Source organism: Amycolatopsis sp. cmx-4-61, assembly GCF_046548775.1.
In the GTDB taxonomy this organism is placed as follows: Bacteria; Actinomycetota; Actinomycetes; order Mycobacteriales; family Pseudonocardiaceae; genus Amycolatopsis.
The window spans coordinates 784831-807406 of sequence record NZ_JAEBEI010000002.1 but is presented as its reverse complement, the minus strand read 5'-3'; the positions used below and the strand labels follow the sequence as shown (position 1 = coordinate 807406).

Sequence of the window (22576 nt, the reverse complement as noted above, 5' to 3'; positions counted from 1 at the left end):
TTCGCCAAGTACGCGCCCGGACCCATGCCTGCTGCGGCGGCTCGCCGTCCCCGGCGCCGACGAGCTCGAGTACGAAGACAACGCGGTCCGCCGACCGGACACGACCGACGGGGCAGCGGCCCCCGCCGCGCCACGCCGGGGCCGCCTACCGGTCGTAGCCGCCAGCTCGGGCCACCAGGTGGCGGAAGTGGGCCGGGGTCAGCAGGCGGCCCCCGTCGGCGAAGTACACGCCGCCGCAGCGGTGGCAGAACCAGCCCTGCTCCCACACCTGCTGCGCCGCCGGCACCCCGCGCTGCTGCCGGCGGTGGGCCCGCACGCGGCGCGCGTACAGCCAGGCCAGCACGCCCGCCGCGGCGTACACGCACGCCGACGGCAGGGCGAACAGCGCGATGCCCAGCGCCTCGGCCGCCGCGCCGCCCGGCGGCGGGTCGTCGGACGCCCAGAACGGCAGGGGGAGGAAACTGCTCCCGACCAGGGCCAGCAGGATCGCCGCCACCAGGAGGCCGCCGCCGCGGCGCGGGGGAGGGTACGGATCCAGCGCCCGGGCGACCGCCGTCACCGACACGCCGCTGACCTGGCTGTTCGTCACGACGACGCCGTCGCCCGCGGGCACCGCCACCGCGGGGCCCCGGCCGCGGAAGAACGAGCGGCCGCCGTGGTAGGCCGCGGGGACGTGCTGCACCCGGTCCAGCAGGCCGCAGCTCGGGCACGGTTCGGTCATGCCCGCTCCGACGCCGCCGACCGCGAACCGGTTCCGCGCCCCAAGGTGTATAACGGCCTGTACGGCGGGTCGACGCACGCAACGTGCGAACTGTCGGAGGTGTGTGAAACCCTGACGGCGTGGCCAGTAGCCCTTCTCCGTCCCCGGCCGAGGCCTATGCGGCCTCCGCGCGCCGCGGGAAGCACCCCCAGCTGACGCGCTTCGCCGCGGAGGTGTCCTTCGAGTTCGACCAGTTCCAGATCCGCGGGTGCGAAGCCCTGGAAGACGGCCACGGCGTGCTGGTCTGCGCGCCGACCGGGGCGGGCAAGACCATCGTCGGCGAGTTCGCCGTGCACCTGGCCCTCGCCGAGGGGCGCAAGTGCTTCTACACGACGCCGATCAAGGCGCTGTCGAACCAGAAGTACGCCGACCTCGTGGCCCGCTACGGCCCCGACGCCGTCGGCCTGCTGACCGGGGACACCTCGATCAACGGCAACGCGCAGGTGGTCGTGATGACCACCGAGGTGCTGCGCAACATGCTCTACGCCGGCTCCTCCACGATCACCGACCTCGGGTACGTCGTCATGGACGAGGTCCACTACCTGGCCGACCGGTTCCGGGGTGCGGTGTGGGAAGAAGTGATCCTGCACCTGCCCGAGCACGTCCGGGTGGTCGGGCTGTCGGCGACGGTCAGCAACGCCGAGGAGTTCGGCGAGTGGCTGGTGGAGGTCCGGGGCGACACGACCGTCGTGGTCGACGAGCACCGGCCGGTGCCGCTGTGGCAGCACATGCTGGTGGGCAACCGCCTGCTGGACCTCTTCGCCGGCGACGACGTGCACGCGCCGGGCGCGGAACTGAGGATCAACCCGACGCTGCTGCGGCGCACCGAGGAGATCGGCCGCCAGTACGCGCCGGCGGGGCTGCGCGGGCCGCGGGGCCGGCGGGGTGCGCCGCCGCGGATGCCGCGGTTCCGGCCGCCGTCGCGGGTCGACGTCGTCGAGCAGCTGGACCGGGCCGGGTTGCTGCCGGCCATCGTCTTCATCTTCTCCCGCGCGGGCTGCGACGCCGCGGTGGCGCAGTGCGTCCGGTCGGGGTTGCGGCTGAACGGGCCGGGTGAGGTCGAGGAGATCCGGCAGGTCATCGAGGAGCGCACGGCCGACCTGCCCGAGGGCGACCTGGGTGTGCTGGGGTACTGGGAGTGGCGGGAGGCGCTGGAGCGCGGGATCGCCGGGCACCACGCCGGGTTGCTGCCGGCGTTCAAGGAAACCGTCGAGGAGCTGTTCGTCCGCGGGCTGGTGAAGGTCGTGTTCGCGACCGAAACCCTGGCGCTGGGGATCAACATGCCGGCGCGGACGGTCGTGCTCGAGCGGCTGGTGAAGTACAACGGCGAGGCGCACGTCGACCTGACGCCGGGGGAGTACACGCAGCTCACCGGCCGGGCGGGGCGGCGCGGCATCGACGTGGAGGGGCACGCCGTCGTGGCCTGGCAGCCGGGCGTGGACCCCAAGCAGGTCGCGGGCCTGGCGTCGACGCGGACCTATCCGCTGCGGTCGTCGTTCCGGCCGGGCTACAACATGGCGGTCAACCTGGTGGCGCAGGTCGGGGCGGCCGAGGCCCGGGAGCTGCTGGAACAGTCGTTCGCGCAGTTCCAGGCCGACCGGTCGGTGGTCGGGACCGCGCGCCGGATCGAGCGGAACAAGGAAGCCCTGAAGGGCTACACGGCCGCGGTGACCGGTGATTTCGACGAAATGCTCGAGTACGTCGAGCTGCGCGCGAAGATTTCGGCGCGGGAAAAGGCGTTGTCGCGGCAGAACACGGCCGTGCGGCGGGCCGGGACCGCGGAGTCGCTGGAGAAGCTGCGCAAGGGCGACGTCATCGCGGTGCCGGCCGGACGGCGGGCGGGGCTGGCCGTGGTCGTCGATCCGGGGCTGGACCCGATCCGGGAGCCGCGTCCGGTGGTGGTGACCGAGGACCGGTGGTCGGGCCCGCTGTCGGTGGCCGACTTCCCGGCGCCGGTCGAGGCGCTGGGCCGGATCAAGCTGCCGAAGCACATCGAGCTGCGGTCGCCGCGGACGCGCCGGGACATCGCTTCGGCGTTGCGCAACGCGGGGATTTCGCTGCCGGGCCGGCAGAAGCGGCGGTCGGGAGCGAACGAGGACGGAGAGCTGGCCGCGCTGCGGCGGGCGCTGCGGGCGCACCCGTGCCACGGGCTGGCCGAGCGCGAGGCGAACCTGCGGTGGATCGAGCGGTACCAGCGGCTGGCGGCGGAGACGCAGCAGCTGGAGCGGAAGGTCGCGGCGACGACGCACTCGCTGGCGCGGGCGTTCGACCGGATCCTGGCTCTGCTGGGTGAGCGCGGCTACCTGGGGCCCGAGTCGGCCGGGGACGGCGAAGACCGCGTCACCGAGCACGGGCGGCGGCTGACGCGGCTCTACAGCGAGTCCGATCTGCTGGCCGCGGAGTGCATCCGGCACGGCGTGTGGCGCAAGCTCAACCCGGCCGAGCTGGCCGCGGTCGTCTCGACGCTGGTCTTCGAGGCCCGGCGGGACACCGCCGGCGAGCCCCGGCTGCCGGGTGGGGCGGTGCCGGAGGCGTGGCAGGAGACGGCCCGGCTGTGGGTGGAGCTGACCGAGGACGAGCGGCGGCACCGGCTGGACCGCACGCGGGAGCCCGACGCGGGCTTCGCGTGGCCGGTTTACCGCTGGGCGCGGGGTGAATCCCTGGAGAAGGTGCTGACCGCGGCCGAAGCGAACGGCCAGGAGCTGTCGGCGGGCGACTTCGTGCGCTGGTCGCGTCAGGTGATCGACCTGCTCGACCAGATCCGGGACGTGCTGGGCAAGGCCGATCCGGTCGGGGCGGCGGCGGCCGAGGCGGTCAAGGCGCTCCGGCGCGGGGTCGTGGCCGCCGGTGCCGCGTGAACTCGGTGTTAGCCCAGCTCGGCGGCGGGGTGGCGGTGAGCGTGGGCACGTGTGCTCGGGTCCGACCTGTGGTTGGATCGCCTGCGACACCGTGTGTGCGCGGCTTGCCGGTGTTTCGGGGTGGACAGCTAGATGAGTGAAGCAGGCGGAGGCAGACGATGAGCACGCCGTATGGCGGCAACGACCCACAGCAGCCCCACTACGGGCAGCAGCCGGGCGGCGCGTACCCGCCGAGCGGCTCGCAGGAGCAGCCGCAGTGGGGGCAGCCGCAGCAGCCTTCCTACGACCCGAACCAGCAGCAGCAATGGGGCCAGCCGCAGCAGCCCCAGCAACCGCAGCAGTGGGGGCAGCAGCCGGGCGGGTACGCCCCGCCGCAGCCGCAGTGGGGGCAGCAGCCACCGCCCTACGGCCAGCAGCCCGGCGGCGGGTACCCGCAGAGCGGCCCGCAGGCCCAGCCGCAGTACGGGCAGCAGCCGGGTGGGGCGTACCCGCAGAGCGGGCCCCAGGCGCAGCCGCAGTACGGGCAGCAGCCGGGCGGCCAGTACGACTACGGCCAGCAGCAGCAGTTCCCCGGCGCCCCGGAGGGGGAGAAGCCGGCGAAGTCGAAGAAGGGCCTGCTGATCGGCGCCGTCGCGGCGATCGTGGTGGTCGCCGTGGTCCTCGTCCTCGGGTTCGTCGCGCCCGGGTTCTTCAAGACGCAGGTCTTCAACAACACGCAGATGCAGGCCGACGTGCAGAAGCTGCTGACCGAGACCTACAAGATCGACGGCGTCACCGGCGTCACCTGCCCCGCCGAGCAGAAGGTGGAGGACGGGGCGAAGTTCGAGTGCACCGCCACGATCGCCGGCAAGCCGCAGCAGGTGCCGATCACGGTGAAGGGTGACGGCGGCAACTACGAAGTTTCCCCGCCGGTCGCCAAGTAGCGTGCCGCAGCCCGGCCCCCGGGGTTTTCCGGTGGCCGGGCTTCGGCGTTTCCGGGGATGATCCGCCGCATGACCGACTTCGAGATCCGGACGCTGGGCACCGAGGAACACCGGGCGGCGAGCGCCCTGTTCCGGGAGAGCGTGCACTACCCGCCTTCCGACGACGCCGAGTGGGTGTACGCGGCGCGGTACTACTCGCCAGGGGGCGCGATCGGGGCGTTCGACCCGGAGCTGATCGGGACCGCGCGGTCGTTCGACGCGCAGCTGTCGGTGCCGGGCGGGGCGCGGCTGCCGATGGCCGGGGTGACGTCCGTGGGGGTGCGCGCCGACCGCACCCGCCGCGGGGTGCTGCGGGCGATGATGACGACGCAGCTGGAAGACTTCGCCGGGCGCGGGGTCGTGTTCGCGAACCTGCTCGCGTCCGAGTCCGGGATCTACGGCCGGTTCGGTTACGGGCTGGCGACGCGGTGCCGCACCTACAGCCTGGACCGGCACCGGGCGCGGCTGCGCCCGGACGCCCCGGCGGGCGGGGAGCTGGAACTGCTGGACCTCGACCGCGCGCTGGAAGTGTGTCCCGGCGTGTACGACGGCCTGGAGTTCCGGCCGGGGATGATGACCCGGCCGGAAGTGCTGTGGCGGCTCTACGAGACGCAGCTGCGCCGGTACACCTCGCCGGTGAAGGCGGTCGTCCACCACGGCCCCGGCGGGCCGGACGGGTTCGCCGTCTACCGCGTCGACGCCCCGCTCACCCCGCCGTGGACCAAGACGATGGAGCTCTGGGACCTGTTCGCCGGCTCGGCGAGCGCGTACGCCGGGCTGTGGCGGTTCCTGCTCGGGGTCGACCTGGTGGACCGGATCGCCGCCGAGTCGCGGCCGCTGGACGACCCGATCGAGCTGCTGCTGGCCGACCACCGGACCGGCAACGTCGACCGGATCGACGACGAGCACTGGATCCGGCTCGTCGACGTTCCGGCGGCGCTGGCGGGCCGGGCGTACGGCCACGCGGATCCGGTGGTCGTGGAGGTGACCGACTCGCTGCTGCCGGGCAACAGCGGCCGGTACCGCATCACCCCGGACGGGGCCGGCCGCACGGACCGGCCGGCGGGGCTGCGGCTGGACGTGACGACGCTGGCGATGGTGTACCTCGGCACGTGGCGCCCGTCGGCGCTGGCGGCGGCGGGCCGGATCGAGGTCCACGACCCGGCGGCGCCGGCGGCCGCGGACGGGTTGTTCGGGACCGGCGTGGCGGCTTGGAGCGGCAGCCACTTCTGAGCGCGGCGGAAAACCGGGTGCCGGACCCCGCGGCGGGCGGCAGGATCGGCGGCATGCCCGGCTTCGACGTCCGACCGATCACCGAGGACGAGCGGCGAAGCACGTTCGACCTGCTGCGCCGCGCGTTGCACTCCCGGCGCGTCACCGACGAGCTGTGGGCCCGGGTCGGGGAGTCGTGGCCCGCCGCGGGCAAGATCGGCGCGTTCGACGAGCGGGGGACGCCGGTCGGGATCGTCAGCTCCTTCGGCACCGAGATCGCCGTCCCCGGCGGGCGGACCCTGCCCGCCGCCGCGGTCGACGGGGCCGGTGTCCGGGCCGACCGGACCCGCCGCGGGGTGCTCAGCGCGCTGATGGCCGCGCAGCTGGCGGACTTCGCCGCGCGTGGGCTGCCGCTGGCCGTCCTGCACGCGAGCGAACCCACCATCTACGGCCGGTTCGGCTACGGCTCGGCCGCGCTCGGCAAGACCCTGCGGGTGGTGCGGCCCGCGGCGCGGCTGCACGAGCGCGTGGCGGCGGGCGGCGACGTCCGGCTGCTGACGCCCGAGGAGGCGGTGCGGGAGCTCCCGGCGCTGTACCGGCGGATCGGGCTGCACCGCCCGGGCATGCTGGGGCGGCCGCCGCTGTGGTGGCCGATCGCCCACGACCGGCACGTCGACCCGGACGCACACCTGGTGGCCGTCCACAGTGGAACGGACGGGGACGACGGATTCGTCGTGTACGCCACGATCAGCCGTCGATCCGTCGATTCACCCGACCACGGCGCGGTGCTCGACGTCCACGACCTGCACGCCGCCGGGCCGGCCGCGCGGGCCGCGCTCTGGCGGTTCCTGCTGTCGGTGGACCTGGTTTCGGAGGTCCGCGCCCGGCACCGCCCGGTCGACGAGCCCCTCGCCCTGATGCTGACCGACCACCGCCACGCGGCCACGGTCTCCGTCGAGGACGACCTGTGGCTGCGGCCGGTCGACGTCGCCGCCGCGCTCGCCGCCCGCAGCTACCGCGCGGCGGACCCGGTGGTGGTCGCGGTGACCGACCGGCTGCTGCCGGCCAACACCGGGCACTACGAGATCGGTCCGGACGGCGGCGGGCGCACCGCGGCGGCCGCGGACCTGGTGCTCGACGTCGACACGCTCGGCATGCTCTACCTCGGGCAGTGGAGCGCGACGACGCTGGCGGAGGCCGGCCGGATCGACGTCCGCGACCCGGCGGCGCCCGGACGCGCCGACGAGCTGTTCACCACGACCGCCGCGCCGTGGTGCGGCACGTCCTTCTAGTTGTGCCGCCCGGTGAGTGGTCGAGCTGGGTCTCCGGTGGTCGGTCGCGGTGAGTCGACGGACAGGGCGTGGGCGGTGATCTAGGCGCCGGGCAGGGCCTTGAGCAGCCGGTCGACCGAGTTGCCGAGATTCCACCGCTCGGCCAGTTCGGCGACCCGCTCCGGGTCGGCCGGCGTCGCGGGCACGGTGTCGGGGCGCGACTGCTCGACCGGCGCGTCCACGGCCACGCGGACGACGGTCGGGGCGACGGCGAGGTAGTCCGCGGCTTCCTTGAGCCGCAGCCGGGTCTTGAGCGGGACCGCCGAGTCCCCGGCCGTGGCCGCCGCGATCAGGGCCTCGAGCGACCCGAACTGCGTGATCAGCTTCGCGGCGGTCTTCTCGCCGATGCCCGCGACGCCGGGCAGGCCGTCGGAGGGGTCGCCGCGCAGGGCGGCCATGTCCGCGTACGCCGGCCCGGCCGTTTCGCGGGGCAGGCTGTAGCGCTCGGCGATCTCGGCGGGACCCAGCACCTCGGCCTTGGCCCAGCCCTTGCCGACGTAGATGACCGAAGCGGGCGACGGCTTGCTGCGCACCAGCTGGAAGAGGTCCCGGTCGCCGGTGATGACCTCGACGGGGTCGGTCTTCTCGCGCGTGGCCAGCGCGCCGATGACGTCGTCGGCTTCGTACCCGGCGGCTTCGGCGGTGGCGAAGCCGAACGCTTCGAGCAGGTCGAGGATGATCGGCACCTGCGGGGTGAGCGTGTCGGGCACCTCTTCGACGTCCGGGCCGCCGGCGGTCTCCTCGGCCACCCGGTGCGCCTTGTAACTGGGCAGCAGATCGGTGCGGAACTTCGGCCGCCAGTCGGCGTCCAGGCAGCAGACCAGCCGCGCGGGGCGCCGGTCGGTGAGGATCCGCGCGATGGTGTCGGCGAACCCGCGCACGGCGTTGACCTGCGTCCCGTCCGCGGCGCGCATCGAGTCGGGCAGGGCGAAGAAGGAACGGAAGTACAGGCTCGCGGAGTCGAGCAGGGCAAGTGGTCCGGTCACCCGCACAGCCTGCCACGCCTTCGGCCCGGGCGAGGGGCGAGCCACGCGACTCGGCACGGGCGGAGGTGGGTGGGCGGCGGCGGTTCCGGTCCGCCCGGGAAGACCGCGGCGGAGCGGGCTCGGTGTTCCGCGGCGTGCCGCTCAACCGTTCACTCAGCAGCACGGCGGACAGCACCGCGGCCGTCAGCGGCTCGAGCACCGCCGACAGCGCCCCCAGCTGGAATTGTCGGTGGTGCCCGGGAGCGTGGAAAACGGGGGCGCCCCCGCGGGCCGGGGCGGGCCCGCGGGTCAGGTCGGCCCGGGTGGGGAAGCAGCGGGCACCGGGCAGCGGTGCCACCCGCACCCTGCTGCCGGTACGCGGCCGGTGAACGCAGCGCGGCCATGACTTCCCCGCAACCACGCCGGGGGAGCCGCGTCACCCGGCCCGGCATGTCGTGGGCCCGGGCGGGTCCGCCCGCGCCGCCGTCCCACTAGGCTCGGCCTCATGTCGCGCCGCTCCCTTCACACGCCCGCTCCCGATGCCGCTGCCCTCCGGGCGCGGCTGGACCGTGCCCGCGCTGCCGCGGCCGCCGCGAGCACCGATGCCCTGCTGATCGCGCCCGGCTCCGACCTGCGGTACCTGCTCGGGCAGGCCGGTGGCTCGTTCGAGCGGCTCACCACCCTCGTCGTGCCCGCCGAGGGCACTCCCGCGCTGGTCGTGCCGAAGCTGGAGGCGCCCGGGTACGCCGACGTCCCCGTCGATGACCTCGGCGTGGAGCTGCTGACCTGGGTCGACGGCGACGACCCGTACAAGCTCGTCGCGGACCGGCTCGGCCAGCCCGGGCGGGTCGCCGTCAGCGACTTCACCCCGGCCCTGCACGTCCTCGCGCTGCGGGCCGCGCTCGGCGACGCCGAGCAGACCCTGGCCGGGCCCGTCGTGCGGGAACTGCGGATGCGCAAGGACGCCGCGGAGATCGCGTCGCTGCGCGAGGCCGGTGCGGCGATCGACCGCGTGCACGGGCGGGTCCACGAATGGCTGCGGCCGGGCCGCACCGAAGCCGAGGTCGGTGCCGACATCGCCGCCGCCATCGTCGAGGAGGGCCACGTGCAGGCCGACTTCGTGATCGTCGGCTCCGGGCCGAACGGCGCCAGCCCGCACCACGACGTCTCCGAGCGCGTCATCGAGCGGGGTGACGTCGTGGTCGTCGACATCGGCGGCCCGCTGCCGGCCGGCTACAACTCCGACTCCACCCGCACCTACGCCGTGGGTGAGCCGCGCGACGCGGACGTGGCCGAAACCTACGCGGTGCTGCAGCGCGCCCAGGCCGCCGCGGTCGCCGCGGTCAAGCCGGGTGTGACCGCCGAGGCCGTCGACGCGGCCGCGCGGAACGTGATCGCCGAGGCCGGGTTCGGCGAGTACTTCATCCACCGCACCGGGCACGGCATCGGCCTGGACGTGCACGAGGAGCCGTACATCATCGCCGGCAACGCGCTGCCGCTGGAGCCGGGCATGGCCTTCAGCGTCGAGCCGGGCATCTACCAGCCGGGCCGGTGGGGCGCCCGGATCGAGGACATCGTCATCGTCACCGAAGACGGCGTCGAGTCCGTCAACAACCAGCCGCACGAGCTCGTCGTGCTGGACGCATGACCACCGGCGGCCTGGAGCCGCTGGACCAGTCGATCGTCCAGGAGCTCGCGGCCGACGGGCGGCGCAGCTTCACCGACCTCGCCGAACGCGTCGGGCTGTCGGTGTCGGCGGTGCACCAGCGGGTGCGCCGCCTCGAGCAGCGCGGGGTCATCCTCGGCTACACCGCCCGGCTCGACGGCGAGCAGATCGGCCTCCCGCTGACGGCGCTGATCTCGCTCACGCCCAACGACCCGGCGGCCCCGGACGACTACCCGCAGCGGATCCAGCACATCAAGGAGATCGAGTCGTGCTACTCGGTGGCCGGCGACGAGTCCTACATCCTGCTGGTGCGCGTCCAGTCACCGCTGGCGCTGGAAGACCTGCTGCGCCGGATCCGCGAGGCGGCGAAGGTGTCGACCCGCACGACGGTGGTGCTCTCTACGCCGTTCGAGGGACGTTCGCCCACGTTCTGACACCGGCGCCCCGTCCGGCGGCCGGGGCGCTGGTACGGTAAAAGGTATGGCAACACGTAAGGTCACTCTTTCGCTGGACAGCGGCGCCTTGGAATTCGCCGAGCGAGCCGCGAAAGCCCACGGAATCTCGGTCTCGTCCTGGCTGTCGAAGGCGGCCAGGCGCGAGGCGGTGCGCACGGGTTACACCCCGCAGAAGCCGGAACCGGCCGTCGCGGAATCGGACGAGGCCGAGCTCAGCGCGGCGGAAAAGGATCTGCGTGCGAAGGGGTGAAGTCTGGACGTACCACCCCCCGACCGATCCCGCCCGGCAGCGCACGGTGGTGCTGCTGTCCTCGGACGGGGTGAACGAGTCCGAGCGGCCGTGGCTGCTCGGCACCGAACTGCTCGACCGCGACCCGATGGACATCCTCGGGGTGGCGATCGACGCCCGCTACTGGGTGTCGACCCTCAACCTGACGCGGCTCTACCGCCCGTGGTTCGACGAGCGCGTCGCCGAGATCGACCAGGACGTCCAGGAGCGGATCGACATCGCCCTGCGGGCCGCGCTCGATCTGTGAGAGCGGTGACCAGGGCGCCGAGGGCGAACACCGCGCCGAACACGCTGGAGCCCGCCCACCCGGCGGTGGCGTACGCGGCCGTCGTCGCGGCGGCGCCGAAGGCCGAGCCGAGCGAGTAGAACAGCATGTAGCCGCCGATGGCGCCGCTGGTCCGGTCCGGGTGCGCGGTGGTCAGCAGGTGCTGGCTGCTCACGTGCGCGGCCTGCACGGCGAAGTCGAGCACCACGACGCCGGCGACGGCGAGCCCGAGCGACCACGACGCCTGCCCGATCGCCAGCCACGAGAGGGCGAGCAGCGCGAGGGCGCCGGCGGTGACCGGGCGCGCGAACCCCGCGTCGGCCCAGCGCCCGGCCCGGGCCGCGCCGAGCGCGCCGACCAGCCCCGCGAGCCCGAAGAGCCCGATCTGCGCGGCGCTCAGCCGCCACGGCGCGGCCGCGAGCGGCAGCGCCAGCCCGCTCCACAACGCGCCGAACGAGGCGAACAGGAAGAACGCGACCAACCCCCGCGTGACGAACAGCCGGTCGCGGAACAGCCCGCCCAGCGACGTCAGCGCGGCCCGGTACGAGGAACTACCGGGGCGCGGATCGGGCGGCAGGAGCTTCAGTGCCGAACCCGCGAGCGTCACCAGGAGCACGGCGAGCACGACGTAAACGCTGCGCCAGCCCCACGCCGTGGCCAGGGCTCCGGCGGCGATGCGGGCGCCGAGGATGCCGAGGACGACCCCGGAGGTCACCGCGCCGAGGGTGCGGCCGCGTTCGGCGGGCGCGGCGGTCGCCGCGGCGTAGGCGACGGTCGTCTGGACGACGACCGCGAACAGGCCGGCCAGACCCAGCCCGGCCAGCAGCACCCAGAGCCGGGTCGCGGAGGCGGCGGCCAGCGCGCCCGCCGCCGTCAGGACGAGGTGTCCGGCGATGAGCGTCCGCCGGTCCCGCAGGTCGCCCAGGGGGACGAGCAAGGCCAGCCCGGCCAGGTAGCCGAGCTGCCCGGCCGCGACGAGCCACCCCAGGCCCGAGGCCGGGACGCCCAGGTCCGCGCCGATCCCGGCGAGCGCGGGCTGGGCCGCGTAAATGCTCGCGACCGCGACCGCGCAGACCGCCGCGAGCAGAGTGTTCCGGCCCATCCAGCCCCCATTGGTAGCGAATTGCAACTGATTCGACCGTACGGCAGAATGGTTTCGAACAGCAACTCTTCCGGAGGTGTGGTGCCCGAGAGCTGGACCGACCCGAACTGTCCCGTGGCGCGGGCGCTCGACCTCGTCGGCGATCGCTGGAGCCTGCTGGTGGTACGGGACGCCATGGACGGCGCCCGGTCGTTCACCGACTTCCGGCAGCGCACGGGGATCGCCCGCAACATCCTCACCGACCGGCTTCGCCGCCTGGTCGACCACGGCGTCCTCGACCGGCGGACCGCGCCCTCGGGCCGGCGGCAGGTCTACGTCCTGACCCCGGCCGGGCGCGACCTGTTCACGGTCATCGTCGCCCTGCGGCAGTGGGGCGAACGGCACGCCTTCGCCGCCGGCGAACCGCACTCGGTGCTGCTGGACGAACACGGCGTCCCGCTGCCCCCGCTGACCCCGCTCGACTCGGCCGGCACCCCCGCGGACGCGGACACGACCACGGTTCGCAAGGCCGGCTGACGGACCCGGAGGCCCGCGGGGTCAGCGGGCGACGACCTCCGGGACCGCGTGGAGCTTGCCGTCCGCGCCGGCCAGGCAGGACGCGTTGCCGTCCTTGGCCGCGATGAACTCCGTGAGGCAGTCGGCGATCGCCGCGTGGCCGGCCGCGTTGGGGTGGAACGACTCCTGGAGCGCGTGGCCGGCGCGTTCGGCCTGGCCGAGGTCCGCCAGCTGCAGCGTCAGGCGGGTGAACCACTCCGTCGCCGGGTTCGCGCCGCCGCTGCACGCCTCGTGCTTGACGCCCGCCTTGGCCAGGTCCAGGAAGCGCGCCCCGCTCTGCTGTGCGGCGGCCTTGAGACCGGTGGACAGCACACCGATGCCGGTCTGGGCGATCCAGCGCAGGTCCTCGGTCCGGAACGGGCAGCCGTTGAGGCTGCGCAGCTCCTCCGGCAGGTCCGGGCCGATCGGGGCCGCGTAGGACTGCAGGACCAGCTGGTAGTCCGCCGGGACGTAGCCGGCGGAGGCCAGCACCGCCTTCACGTCCGAGACCGCCTTAGCCACCTTCGGCACCATGGCGTCCACTTTGGACTGCCAGGTCCGCTTCAGCGCTTCGGTGCACCCGGGGCCGCCGGGGTTGAACCAGGCCTTGAAGCAGTCGTTGACCTGGTTGGAGAACTTCGGCTCGTCGTTCGCGCCGACCGCGATCACCACCGCGGCCACCCGGTGGTCCTTCACCAAGGCGGCCAGCTGCTGCGCCTGCGAGCCTTCGGTCCACTGCTTGACGTCGCCGAGCCCGACCTGCTCGGCGGGCGCGCCGGAGCAGCCGAGGTTGACGTGCGCGGTGACGCCCGGGACGGTGATCCGCTCCACGAACGCGTTGGGGGAGCGGTGGCACCAGTTGCCGCCCTGGCCGTTGGTGGTGGCGGTGTACTGGCCGGCGCCCTCGCCCGACACCGTGCTGTCGCCCATGGCGACGACGGTGAGCGGTCCGGTGCCCGGCGGACCCTGGCGCGGCTGCGGCCGCCCGGGCCGGCTCTCCGAGCCGAAGAAGACGAAGAAACCGGCCAGCAGGGCCACGCACGCGAGGACGAGGGCTCCCCAGTACCACCGAAGACGACGCATCGCCGCCGATTCTACGGACCGGCCCCGCGGCGGACACGGTGCGTCACCGAAGCCAGGTCCGCGCCAGCCGGACGAGCGACTCCGCCAGTGTCGCCGCGGCGATCTCGCGGTCCCGCCGCCAGTGCCGGACCTGCTCGGCCGCCAAGGCCGCGAGCAGGACGTCCGCGGCGACTTCGGCGTCCGTCGCGCCGCCGGCCGCGAGCAGGTGCCGGCAGTGCTGCCGCCACAGGGTGTGCGCACCGGTCCGGAACCGGGCGCCGGTCGTGGCGGTTTCCGACAGCAGGACGAGGTCCAGCTGCCGGTCCAGGAAGCCCAGGTAGGCCTCGACGAACGCGCCGAGCCGGTCCGCGGGCTCCGCGCCGGGGCCCAGCGGCGGCGGGCCGGTGAGGATCCGCTGCTGCAGTTCGCGTTCGCGCTCGTCGAGCAGGGCCATGGCGAGGCCGGCCTTGTCGCCGAACCGGCGGTAGAGCGTGCCCTTGCCGACGCCGGCGGCGCCCGCGACGTCGTCCATGGTCACCGCGTCGACCCCGCGGTCGGCGAAGAGCCGTTCGGCCGCCTCCAGGACGCGGATGCGGTTGCGGGCCGCGTCCGCCCGCTCCCGGACGGGCGCGCCGAGAACCGGCAGTTCGGCGGACGTTGACGAAGCGGACTGCGGTCCGCTACGGTTCGAGGACATAAGCGGACTCTAGTCCGATTCTTCGTCCGGCGGAAGCCGCCACTCCTCCGAGGAGCTTCGAGATGCCTGATCTGCTGCACGTTTCCGCGTCCCCGCGTGGGGAGGACTCGCAGTCGCTGCGCCTGGCCGCGGCGTTCCTGGACACCTACCGCCGTCTCCACCCGGACGCCGACATCGACGAATGGGACCTCTGGGACGGCACCCTGCCCGCCTTCGGCCCGGCCGCGGCCCGCGCCAAGATGACCGTCTTCGGCGGCGGCACCCCGCAGGGCGAGGAGGCCGAAGCGTGGGCGGCGGCGCAGGCCGCGTTCGCCCGCTTCGACGCCGCCGACCGGATCCTGTTCAGCGTCCCGATGTGGAACTCCGGCGTGCCGTACGTGCTCAAGCAGTTCGTCGACGTCGTGTCCCAGCCCGGCTGGGTCTTCGGCGTCGACCCGGTCACCGGCTACCGGCGCCTGCTCGACGGCCGCGGCAAGCGGGCCGCGGTCATCTACACCAGCGCCGTCTGGGCACCCGGGCTCGGTCCCGAGTTCGGCGCGGACTTCCAGGCGCCGTTCTTCACCGGCTGGCTGAACTGGACCGGCATCGACGACGTCACCGAGATCCGGTTCCACCCCACCCTCACCGGCGACGCCGGGGAAGCCGGCCGCATCGCCGCCGAAGCCGCCCGCGACACCGCGAAGACCTTCTGAAGGTCAGCCCGCCTGGGTCAGGTCGGTGGCCGCCGCCAGCCCGGCCGCGACGTCGGCGATCGCCCGCACCGCCGGGTTGTCCCCGCCCGGCATCCACACCAGTTCCGTGCGGGCGACGTCGCCCGCCAGCGGCACGAACACCACCCCGGTGCGGCGGAGGCTGTGCGAGGACCGGGCCAGCCGGGTGACCCCGACGCCGGCCGCGACCAGCCCGAGCAGGCCCTGCACGGTGGCGGCCCGCTGCACCACCCGCGGGGTGAACCCGGCCGCGGCGAAGTCGTCGTCGTAGCCGCGGTGCCACGGCTCCCAGCTGCTGCGCGGGGTCAGCACCCACGGTTCGTCCTTCAGGTCGGCCAGCGCCAGCGACGAACGGCCGGCCAGCGGGTGCCCGGCGGGCAGCACCGCGCACACCTCTTCGGTCAGCAACGTCCGGGACACCAGGTCGCCGACCAGCGGCGGCCGGGTGAAGGCCAGGTCGAACCGGCCCTCGCGCAGGCCCTCGACGAGCTCGGCGATCGACGCCTCGGCCGTCGTCACCGCCAGGCCGGGCAGCTGCTCGCGCACCGCGCGGACCACCGGCGGCAGCAGGTAGTTCGCCGTCGTGGCGAGGAAGACCAGCCGGACGTCGCCGATCTCGCCGCGCACCGCCCGGCCGAGCGTCGCGACGGCTTCTTCGGCGCGGGCCAGCACCGCGCGGGCCTCCGGCAGGAACAGCCGCCCCACGGCGGTCAGCCGCGTGCCGCGTGCGTCGCGGTCGAACAACCGCGCGCCCAGACCGCGTTCCAGCACCGTGATCTGCTGGGACAGCGACTGCTGGGCGATGTGCAGCCCGGCGGCGGCGCGGGTGAAGCTGCTCGCGTCGGCGACGGCGACGAAGTAGCGCAGCTGCCGCAACTCGGGGGTCACAGGCTCCGACTGTAGCCGCGGCAGGACATCGGTGTTGGCGACCCCGCCGTCCTCGTCTCCAGGATGGGAAGGAGGAACAGCACTGGGAGGAAACGAGCATGACGAACACCGACGGCCGCGTCTGGCTGATCACCGGCTGCTCCGCCGGCTTCGGCCGGGAGATCGCGCTGGCCGCGCTGGCCGCGGGCGACCGCGTGCTGGCCACCGCGCGCCGGCCGGAAACCCTGGCCGACCTGCGGGAGCGCGGCGGCGACCGGATCCGGACCGCGGCACTGGACGTCACCGACGCCGGGCAGGTCGACGCCGCGGTGCAGACCGCGCTGGAGGCGTTCGGCCGGATCGACGTCGTGGTCAACAACGCCGGCAACGGCTCGGTCGGCGCGGTCGAGGAACTGACCATGGACGAGCTGCGCGCGCTGATGGAGGTCATGTTCTTCGGCGCGGTCGCGGTGACCAAAGCCGTGCTGCCGCACCTGCGCGCGCAGGGCAGCGGCACGGTCGTGCAGCTCAGCTCGATGGGCGGCCAGGTGTCCCCGCCCGGGTTCGGCGCCTACTGCGCGGCGAAGTTCGCCCTGGAAGGGATTTCCGAAGCACTGGCCGCGGAGGTGGCCCCCTTCGGGGTGAAGGTGCTGATCGTCGAGCCGGGCGCCTTCCGCACCGAGTTCGGCGGCGGCCGCATGCACCGCTCCCGCACGATCGACGCCTACGCGGTGTCGACCGGCGGAACGCGGGAAGCGGTCGAGAACATGGACGGCACCCAGCCCGGCGACCCGGCCAAGGCGGCCGCGGCGATCGTCCGCGCGGTGGGCGCCGACGACGCTCCGCTGCGCCTCGCGCTGGGCGCGGACGCCGTCGAGGCGATCCGCGCCCACCACGAGGCCGTCGCGGCGGACCTGGCGGCCTGGGAGAAGGTCAGCCGGGCCACCGCGCTCGACTAGGACTGTGCCGTCAGGATCGGGCCGTCCGGATCGGGCCGTCCGGATCGGGCCGTCCGGATCGGGCCGTCAGGATCGGGCCGTCCGGATCGGGCCATCAGGATCGAGCCGGGTCCTGCAGCACGCCGAGGACGTTGCCGTCGGCGTCGGTGAAGGTCGCCACCAGGCGGCCGTTGCCGACGTCCTTCGGCTCGTCCTTGACCTTCGCGCCCGCCGCCGTCACCTCGGCGAGCTTCGCCTCGATGTCGTCGACGTGCCAGTAGGTCACCGGCCCGGTCATGCCCTGCTGCCCGCCGTTCGGCACCAGCCCGATGTGCTGGCCCTCGACGTCGTAGCCGACGTAGTAGGGCGCGTCGGCCTGCGGCTCGAGGCCCAGCAGGGCGGTGTAGACGGCCTTGGCGGCGGCCAGGTCGGTGACGGGGTGCAGGACGGTCTTGATCCCCTGGGTGCTCATCGGCGGTGCTCCTGAAGTCGTGGTCTGCGGTACCTCGCTTGCGGTACTTCCCTGACGCTATGCCCGGCCCGCTGACCAGCGCTTCTCGATTCCTGATCGGTTGCGCCGCCCCGGTGCGTGCGCAGCGCCGTACACTCCGGACCGGCATCGGACCGGACGTTGGGGGGACCGCGATGAGCGGGAACAGGGTGTTGGTGGCCGGAGCGAGCATCGCGGGACCCGCGCTGGCCCACTGGCTGCAGCGGCGGGGCGCCGAGGTGACCGTGGTCGAGCGGGCTCCCGGGCTGCGGCCCGGCGGGCAGGCGGTCGACGCGCGCGGGGTGGCCAAGGAGGTCATCCGGCGCATGGGGCTGGAAGCGGCGGTGCGCGCGGCCCGCACCGAGACCGCCGGCGCGCACACCGTCGACGCCGACGGGACCGTGCTGGAGACCTTCCGCGCCGAAGACGACGGCGGTGACGGCTACATCGCCGACATCGAGATCCTGCGCGGGGACCTGTCCCAGGTGCTCCACGACGACACCCGCGCCCGGGTCGAGTACCGCTTCGGCGACCGGATCGCCGAGCTCGCCCAGGACGCCGACGGGGTCGACGTCACCTTCGCCGGCGGCGACCGGCGGCGCTTCGACCTGGTGATCGGGGCCGACGGGCTGCACTCGGCGCTGCGGGCGACGGTTTTCGGGCCGCGCGAGCGGTTCGTCCGCCACCTCGGGCTCGTGCTGGCCTTCTACAGCGTGCCCAACGAGTTCGGGATCGACCGCTGGATGCTCGATCACCAGCACGAGGGCCGCTCGGCCGGCCTGCGGCCGCTCAAGGACGCCACCCGGGCGATGGCCATGCTCTCCTTTCCGTCGGCGGATTTCGACGTCGACCACCGCGACGTCGAGGCGCAGAAGAGCCTGCTGCGCGAGCGGATGGCCGGCCTGGGCTGGCTGACCCCGCGCATCCTCGCGCACCTGGACGACACCCCGGACTTCTACCTCGACCAGGTCGCCCAGGTGGTCATGGACCGCTGGTCGGACGGCCGGGTCGGGCTGATCGGCGACGCGGCGTTCTGCTCGTCGCCGATGTCCGGCGGCGGCACCGGGCTGGCCCTGGTCGGCGCCTACCTGCTCGCCGGGGAACTGGCCGCCGCCGGATGGGACCCGGAGACCGCCTTCGCCCGGTACGAGACGCAGATGCGCCCGTTCGTCGAGGCCAACCAGGAAATCGGACGGCTGCACGTGCAGAGCCTCACCGGCGCCGAGCTGGACATGGCGGCGCTCATGCCGCTGGCCGAGCGCGCGATTAACGGCGTCGAGCTGCCGGACTACGCCGGTGTGCCGGACTCGAGGGCTTCGGTCAGTCCAGCAGCGCGGTGAGCACCCCGTCGAGGAGGCGGACGCGGCGGTCGGCGATGCGGTGGACCTCGTCGTCGTGGGTCGCCACGATCACCGCGGCGCCTTCCTCGGCGCAGCGGCGCAGCAGCCGCAGCACCCGCGGCGTCGAGCCCGCGTCCAGGTGCGCGGTCGGCTCGTCGGTGAGCAGCACCCGTGGCCGGCCCGCGACCGCGCGGGCCAGCGCCACCCGCTGCTGCTGCCCGAACGACACCTCGAGGGGGTAGCGGTCGCCGAGCTCGCCGATGCCCAGCTCGTCCAGCAGCTCGGTGACCCGCGCGGCGATCGCCTTCGGGGCGGGGCGCGGGACGTCCGAACGCAGCCGCAGCGGCAGCGCGACGTTTTCGGCGATCGTCAGCTCGTTGGCCAGCCCGAGCGCCTGCGGCAGCACCGCGCAGGTGTGCCACGACGGCGCGCCGCTGATCGGCACGCCGTCCAGCAGGACGCAGCCGGAGTCGGGGGAGTCGAACCCGCACAGCAGCGCCAGCAGCGCGCTCTTGCCCGAGCCCGACCGGCCCGACACCGTCACCAGCTCGCCGGCCGCGACCCGCAGCTCCAGCCCGCGCAGCACCTCGATGTCCCCGCTGGGGTGGGCGAAACTGCGGCGCAGCCCGACCGCTTCCACGACTGTCATGCCGGCAGCTCCCGTTCTTCGATGCCCTCGAGCGCGCCCTTGTGCAGCCGGGCCACCCGCGCGCCCAGGTCGATGAGGCGTTCGTCGTGCGAGGCGACCAGGACGGCGAAGTCCTGGTCCACCAGGTATTGCAGGGTTTCCAGCACCAGGTCGGCCGACGCCTCGTCCAGCTGCGACGTCGGCTCGTCGGCGAGGATCACCGTCGAGCGCGCGGCCAGCACGCACCCGAACGCCAGCCGCTGCTGCTGCCCGCCGGACAGCGCCGAGATCTTCCAGCTGCCGGTGCCGTGCAGGCCCAGCTGCCCGAGGATGTCCTCCGCGGTGCACTCGGTCCCGGCCGCTTCGGCCGCGGCGTGCAGGTTCTCGGCCACGGTCAGGTAGGCCAGCAGGTTGTCGCCCGGGTTCTGGAACACCAGCCCGAGGTGGTGGCGCCGGAGGGCCCGCCGCTCGCGATGCTTGAGCTTGCGGACGTCGGCGCCCTGGAACGTCAGCGTGCCCCGCGCGGGCTGCTCGAACAGGCCCAGCACCCGCAGCAGCGTCGACTTCCCCGACCCCGACGGCCCGGCGAGCACGGTCATCCCGCGTGCGGGCACGTCGAGGCTGACGTCGTCGACGCCGGTGACCATCCCGGCGGGTGTCGGGTAGTCGACGCCGATGCCCCGCAGCGAAAAAATGGGTTTCTCAGGCACGGATCAGCTCCGCGGTCCGGGCGGTGCGCACCGAGCGCACTGCGATCCAGCCGGCCAGCGCGACCACCGCCACGCCGATCACGACGACGGTCAGCACGAACGGCAGCGGGTCCGGCAGCTCCGAGCGCGGCGCGAGGAACGTCGCCGGGTCGAACCGCGGCACCGACAGGCCCGCCACCGAAACCCCGCACACGACCCCGACGACGATCGCCAGCCCGCTCAGCGCGCCGAGTTCCATGAGGTGACTGGCCAGCAGCGTCCGCGGCCGCATGCCCATCCGCAGCACCAGCGCCCCGGCCAGGGCGTTCTGCCGCCGCCGGACCTCGACCGCCACCAGCAGCGCCAGGATGGCCACCACCCCGAGCACCGCGCCCAGCAGCGCCACGAACGAGAACGTCCACGACACCACGAAGAACGGCAGACCGTCCAATGCGGACTCGCGGCTGATCCGGTTGGGGATGAACACCCCCGCCGCCCGCAGCGCGGCCGTCGCCTCCGCCATCGGTGCCGTCGTCAGCACGCTCCACTTCGGAATGCCGTCCAGCTGCGCGTGGCTGAGCACCGTGCGCGAGACGACGTACCCGGGGGAGGTGCCGATCATCGGGAACACCGGCAGGTCACCGGCGACGACCGCGTCCGGCAGGTCGTCCGGCAGCTCGGCGTTCTGCTTCGTCGTGTGCCCGACCCGGATCACCGGCGTGCCGCGGGGGTCGGGCCGCGAGATCTTCTGCAGCAGCGCGGTCAGGTCGTCGCCGGGCACGCGGTCCACCGCGGCGCCGCGGGTGAACGTCGCCGGGTCGACCACGAGCACCACGCTGCCGGTCCCGGTCAGCTCGCCGACCACCGTGCTGGTCCCGGCCAGCGGGGCGGGCATCGCGACCGCGCCCATCCCGATCGGGCTGTCGGTGTCGAGGCGGGCGTTGCTGCCGACGAAGATGGCCGACTTCGTGTCCAGGGCCTCCTCCTGGCCGTGGGCGATGCCGATGCCGGTGGCCAGCGTGCCGATGGCGAGGGTGCCGATGACCAGCACCCCGGTCACCGGGGCGCGGGCGCCGGCCAGCCGCCGGATCGCCAGCTGCAGCGCCGGGCGCGACCAGAACCGGGCCCGGTGCGAGGCGTGCAGCGCCAGCCACGCCAGCCGCGCGGTCAGCAGCCCCACCGTCAGCACCACGAACACCGGGTAGGTCAGGGCGAGCGGGTCCACCTGCGGCAGCGGGTTGCCCAGCCGTGACGTCGTGCCGTAGCGCGCCAGCCGCGTCCAGCCCAGCCAAGCCATCCCGGCCGTGGCCAGCTCCCACGGGAAGTAGGCCAGCCACCGCACTCTCCGGCCGCCGCGGCGCACCCGGCCCAGCTCGAACTCCCGGTGCACCCGCACCGCCACGACCAGCGCCAGCAGCACCAGCGACACGGCCAGCGTCCCGGCCGCGACCCCGGTGGCCGTCAGCACGGCCGCGGGGTCCGGGGCGCCGGGTGGCCCGTACACGCGGAGCAGCAGCCGTGCGGCGACCGCGCCGGCCACGCCGCCGAGCAGGACCGGCAGGCCCAGCTCCGCGACGGCGAGCCCGCCGAGCGCCGCGGGGCCGCTGCCGCGCGCGGACAGCAGCCGCAGCTGCGCGTGCCGCCGCTGGTACCACTGCAGCGCCACCGTGCCGAGCCCCGCGCAGCCGACCAGGACGCTGATCAGCGCGAGCGGCAGGATCGAGACGAACACGTTGTCCTGCGCCTGGCGCGAGATCTGCACCGAGCGCTCGAACGTCGGGACGTCGGCGGCGATCAGCGAACCCAGGCCCTGCGCGGTCAGGTCGGCGCGGACGTCGGCGACGAGGTCCTTCGAGCGCTGCAGCAGGTCCTCCGCCGCGCTCAGCGTCGTCGGCGCCGGTTCGTAGAACGAGACGTGGAAGTACTGCATCGTCGGCAGGCCGATCGCCTTGATCGCGTCGTCGAAGGTCTTGCGGTCGGTGGCGAAGACGATCGAGTCGATCGGGTCGTCCACCAGCCGGTCGATCACCGCCCCGGACTGCTGCGAGCACCACCACCGCGGCGGCGGGTCCAGCAGGTCGCGGTAGATGCCGGTGACCGGCGGCAGCGGCACACCCTGCAGGCTCGGCTTCGTGCCGAGGCCGATGTGCTCGGCGTCGGCCACCACGTTGCCCAGCCACAGCCCCGGCGCGCGGGTGCCCTGCTGCAGCGTCAGGTTGTCCAGGCCGGCCTGGTCGCGGTAGCCGAGGCGGATCTTGTAGTGCGGGTCGCCGTTGAACTCGGTGCCCCGCAGCACGGTGGTGAACTGGCCGACGACGGGCGCGCCGAACCCGTGCGCGGCGGCGTGCCGCTGGATCGCGCCGGTCACCGCGGGAATGTCCTGCACCGGCATGTTGCCCTTGCCGAACATCGGGCCGTAGCTGTCCGGGCAGGTGATGCCCGTCTGGTACCGGACCGCCGCGCCGCCGGCCGCGGACGCCTGGAGCACCGCGGCCGTGCCCAGGAAGCACGCCAGCAGGGAAGTCACGGCCGCCACGATCAGCGTCAGCGGGCTGGAGAGGGCGGCCTTCGGCGCCGCCCGCCACGGCTTGGTCACTCTGAGTCGTCCATTCGTCCCCCGCATCACCCGCATGGCCCACGACGCTACCGGGCGATCCGCAGCGTTGGAACGTTTTCGCCGCGATCGTTGCTCACCCGGTGTGTTCGCGCCCGGTGGCGCCCGGCGAGCAATCGCTACCGCCATCCGGCCGGTTTAG

General features: G+C 73.9%; 22 protein-coding genes. 12 read left to right on the top strand and 10 right to left on the bottom strand.

Annotation, left to right across the window (positions count from 1 at the left end; translation table 11 throughout):
- Positions 1-145 precede the first annotated feature (145 nt).
- The gene (locus ACLJOU_RS12205; RefSeq protein ID WP_410566598.1) at positions 146-721 is read right to left on the bottom strand and encodes a hypothetical protein; all 576 of its coding nucleotides are present in this window, start codon (positions 719-721) and stop codon (positions 146-148) included.
- Positions 722-840: 119 nt separating this feature from the next.
- On the opposite strand from ACLJOU_RS12205, the gene ACLJOU_RS12200 reads away from it, so the two are divergent.
- From ACLJOU_RS12200 to ACLJOU_RS12185, 4 genes are all read left to right on the top strand, one after another.
- A complete protein-coding gene (locus ACLJOU_RS12200; protein WP_410566596.1) occupies positions 841-3618 on the top strand; it encodes a DEAD/DEAH box helicase in 2778 nt (925 codons plus the stop codon).
- Between the two features lie 158 nt (positions 3619-3776).
- Complete coding sequence (locus ACLJOU_RS12195) at positions 3777-4541, top strand: DUF4333 domain-containing protein (protein ID WP_410566594.1); 765 nt, start codon at positions 3777-3779, stop codon at positions 4539-4541.
- 69 nt (positions 4542-4610) lie between these two features.
- Positions 4611-5813: a GNAT family N-acetyltransferase gene (locus ACLJOU_RS12190; protein ID WP_410566592.1), complete on the top strand. Its 1203-nt coding sequence runs from the start codon at positions 4611-4613 to the stop codon at positions 5811-5813.
- Between the two features lie 53 nt (positions 5814-5866).
- On the top strand, positions 5867-7084 hold the full coding sequence (locus tag ACLJOU_RS12185; protein WP_410566716.1) for a GNAT family N-acetyltransferase: 1218 nt from the start codon (positions 5867-5869) through the stop codon (positions 7082-7084).
- Positions 7085-7164: 80 nt separating this feature from the next.
- Here the strand turns inward: ACLJOU_RS12185 and ACLJOU_RS12180 are convergent, their stop codons facing one another.
- The gene (locus ACLJOU_RS12180; protein WP_410566590.1) at positions 7165-8109 is read right to left on the bottom strand and encodes a 5'-3' exonuclease H3TH domain-containing protein; all 945 of its coding nucleotides are present in this window, start codon (positions 8107-8109) and stop codon (positions 7165-7167) included.
- A 484-nt stretch (positions 8110-8593) separates the two neighbouring features.
- On the opposite strand from ACLJOU_RS12180, the gene ACLJOU_RS12175 reads away from it, so the two are divergent.
- Genes ACLJOU_RS12175 through ACLJOU_RS12160 form a run of 4 tightly spaced genes read left to right on the top strand, consistent with a single transcriptional unit; the run spans position 8594 to position 10745 of the window.
- A complete protein-coding gene (locus ACLJOU_RS12175; RefSeq protein ID WP_410566588.1) occupies positions 8594-9736 on the top strand; it encodes a M24 family metallopeptidase in 1143 nt (380 codons plus the stop codon).
- Complete coding sequence (locus ACLJOU_RS12170) at positions 9733-10188, top strand: Lrp/AsnC family transcriptional regulator (protein WP_043786019.1); 456 nt, start codon at positions 9733-9735, stop codon at positions 10186-10188. Before ACLJOU_RS12175 ends, ACLJOU_RS12170 begins: the two co-directional genes overlap by 4 nt.
- Before the next feature lie 46 nt (positions 10189-10234).
- Positions 10235-10459 (top strand): hypothetical protein, encoded by a 225-nt coding sequence (locus ACLJOU_RS12165; RefSeq protein ID WP_410566586.1) that lies wholly within the window; start codon positions 10235-10237, stop codon positions 10457-10459.
- On the top strand, positions 10446-10745 hold the full coding sequence (locus ACLJOU_RS12160) for a hypothetical protein (RefSeq protein ID WP_410566584.1): 300 nt from the start codon (positions 10446-10448) through the stop codon (positions 10743-10745). The genes ACLJOU_RS12165 and ACLJOU_RS12160 overlap by 14 nt, the downstream gene beginning before the upstream one ends.
- Here ACLJOU_RS12160 and ACLJOU_RS12155 read toward each other — a convergent pair.
- Complete coding sequence (locus ACLJOU_RS12155) at positions 10636-11865, bottom strand: MFS transporter (RefSeq protein ID WP_410566582.1); 1230 nt, start codon at positions 11863-11865, stop codon at positions 10636-10638. The genes ACLJOU_RS12160 and ACLJOU_RS12155 overlap by 110 nt on opposite strands.
- A gap of 48 nt (positions 11866-11913) precedes the next feature.
- Between ACLJOU_RS12155 and ACLJOU_RS12150 the strand changes: the two genes are divergently transcribed.
- On the top strand, positions 11914-12381 hold the full coding sequence (locus ACLJOU_RS12150) for a winged helix-turn-helix transcriptional regulator (protein WP_410566580.1): 468 nt from the start codon (positions 11914-11916) through the stop codon (positions 12379-12381).
- Positions 12382-12402: 21 nt separating this feature from the next.
- Here ACLJOU_RS12150 and ACLJOU_RS12145 read toward each other — a convergent pair whose 3' ends face one another.
- Together ACLJOU_RS12145 and ACLJOU_RS12140 are read right to left on the bottom strand one after the other, a co-directional pair.
- Positions 12403-13482 (bottom strand): GDSL-type esterase/lipase family protein, encoded by a 1080-nt coding sequence (locus ACLJOU_RS12145; RefSeq protein WP_410566578.1) that lies wholly within the window; start codon positions 13480-13482, stop codon positions 12403-12405.
- A gap of 43 nt (positions 13483-13525) precedes the next feature.
- A complete protein-coding gene (locus tag ACLJOU_RS12140) occupies positions 13526-14158 on the bottom strand; it encodes a TetR/AcrR family transcriptional regulator (protein WP_410566576.1) in 633 nt (210 codons plus the stop codon).
- 62 nt (positions 14159-14220) lie between these two features.
- On the opposite strand from ACLJOU_RS12140, the gene ACLJOU_RS12135 reads away from it, so the two are divergent.
- Positions 14221-14850 (top strand): FMN-dependent NADH-azoreductase, encoded by a 630-nt coding sequence (locus ACLJOU_RS12135; RefSeq protein WP_410566574.1) that lies wholly within the window; start codon positions 14221-14223, stop codon positions 14848-14850.
- A 3-nt stretch (positions 14851-14853) separates the two neighbouring features.
- Here the strand turns inward: ACLJOU_RS12135 and ACLJOU_RS12130 are convergent, their stop codons facing one another.
- Entirely contained in the window at positions 14854-15756 is a 903-nt protein-coding gene (locus tag ACLJOU_RS12130; RefSeq protein WP_410566572.1) for a LysR family transcriptional regulator, read from the bottom strand.
- Between the two features lie 98 nt (positions 15757-15854).
- On the opposite strand from ACLJOU_RS12130, the gene ACLJOU_RS12125 reads away from it, so the two are divergent.
- Positions 15855-16694 (top strand): oxidoreductase, encoded by an 840-nt coding sequence (locus ACLJOU_RS12125; RefSeq protein WP_410566570.1) that lies wholly within the window; start codon positions 15855-15857, stop codon positions 16692-16694.
- A 94-nt stretch (positions 16695-16788) separates the two neighbouring features.
- Here the strand turns inward: ACLJOU_RS12125 and ACLJOU_RS12120 are convergent, their stop codons facing one another.
- On the bottom strand, positions 16789-17145 hold the full coding sequence (locus tag ACLJOU_RS12120) for a VOC family protein (RefSeq protein ID WP_410566568.1): 357 nt from the start codon (positions 17143-17145) through the stop codon (positions 16789-16791).
- 173 nt (positions 17146-17318) lie between these two features.
- Between ACLJOU_RS12120 and ACLJOU_RS12115 the strand changes: the two genes are divergently transcribed.
- Entirely contained in the window at positions 17319-18503 is a 1185-nt protein-coding gene (locus ACLJOU_RS12115) for an FAD-dependent monooxygenase (protein ID WP_410566567.1), read from the top strand.
- On the opposite strand, the gene ACLJOU_RS12110 is transcribed toward ACLJOU_RS12115, so the two are convergent.
- From ACLJOU_RS12110 to ACLJOU_RS12100, 3 genes are read right to left on the bottom strand one after another with little or no spacing between them, the layout of a single operon-like run.
- On the bottom strand, positions 18484-19152 hold the full coding sequence (locus ACLJOU_RS12110) for an ABC transporter ATP-binding protein (protein ID WP_410566566.1): 669 nt from the start codon (positions 19150-19152) through the stop codon (positions 18484-18486). The two genes, ACLJOU_RS12115 and ACLJOU_RS12110, sit on opposite strands and share 20 nt — an antisense overlap.
- A complete protein-coding gene (locus ACLJOU_RS12105) occupies positions 19149-19841 on the bottom strand; it encodes an ABC transporter ATP-binding protein (RefSeq protein ID WP_410566565.1) in 693 nt (230 codons plus the stop codon). Before ACLJOU_RS12105 ends, ACLJOU_RS12110 begins: the two co-directional genes overlap by 4 nt.
- The gene (locus ACLJOU_RS12100; RefSeq protein ID WP_410566564.1) at positions 19834-22416 is read right to left on the bottom strand and encodes an FtsX-like permease family protein; all 2583 of its coding nucleotides are present in this window, start codon (positions 22414-22416) and stop codon (positions 19834-19836) included. The genes ACLJOU_RS12105 and ACLJOU_RS12100 overlap by 8 nt, the downstream gene beginning before the upstream one ends.
- Between the last annotated feature and the right edge of the window lie 160 nt (positions 22417-22576).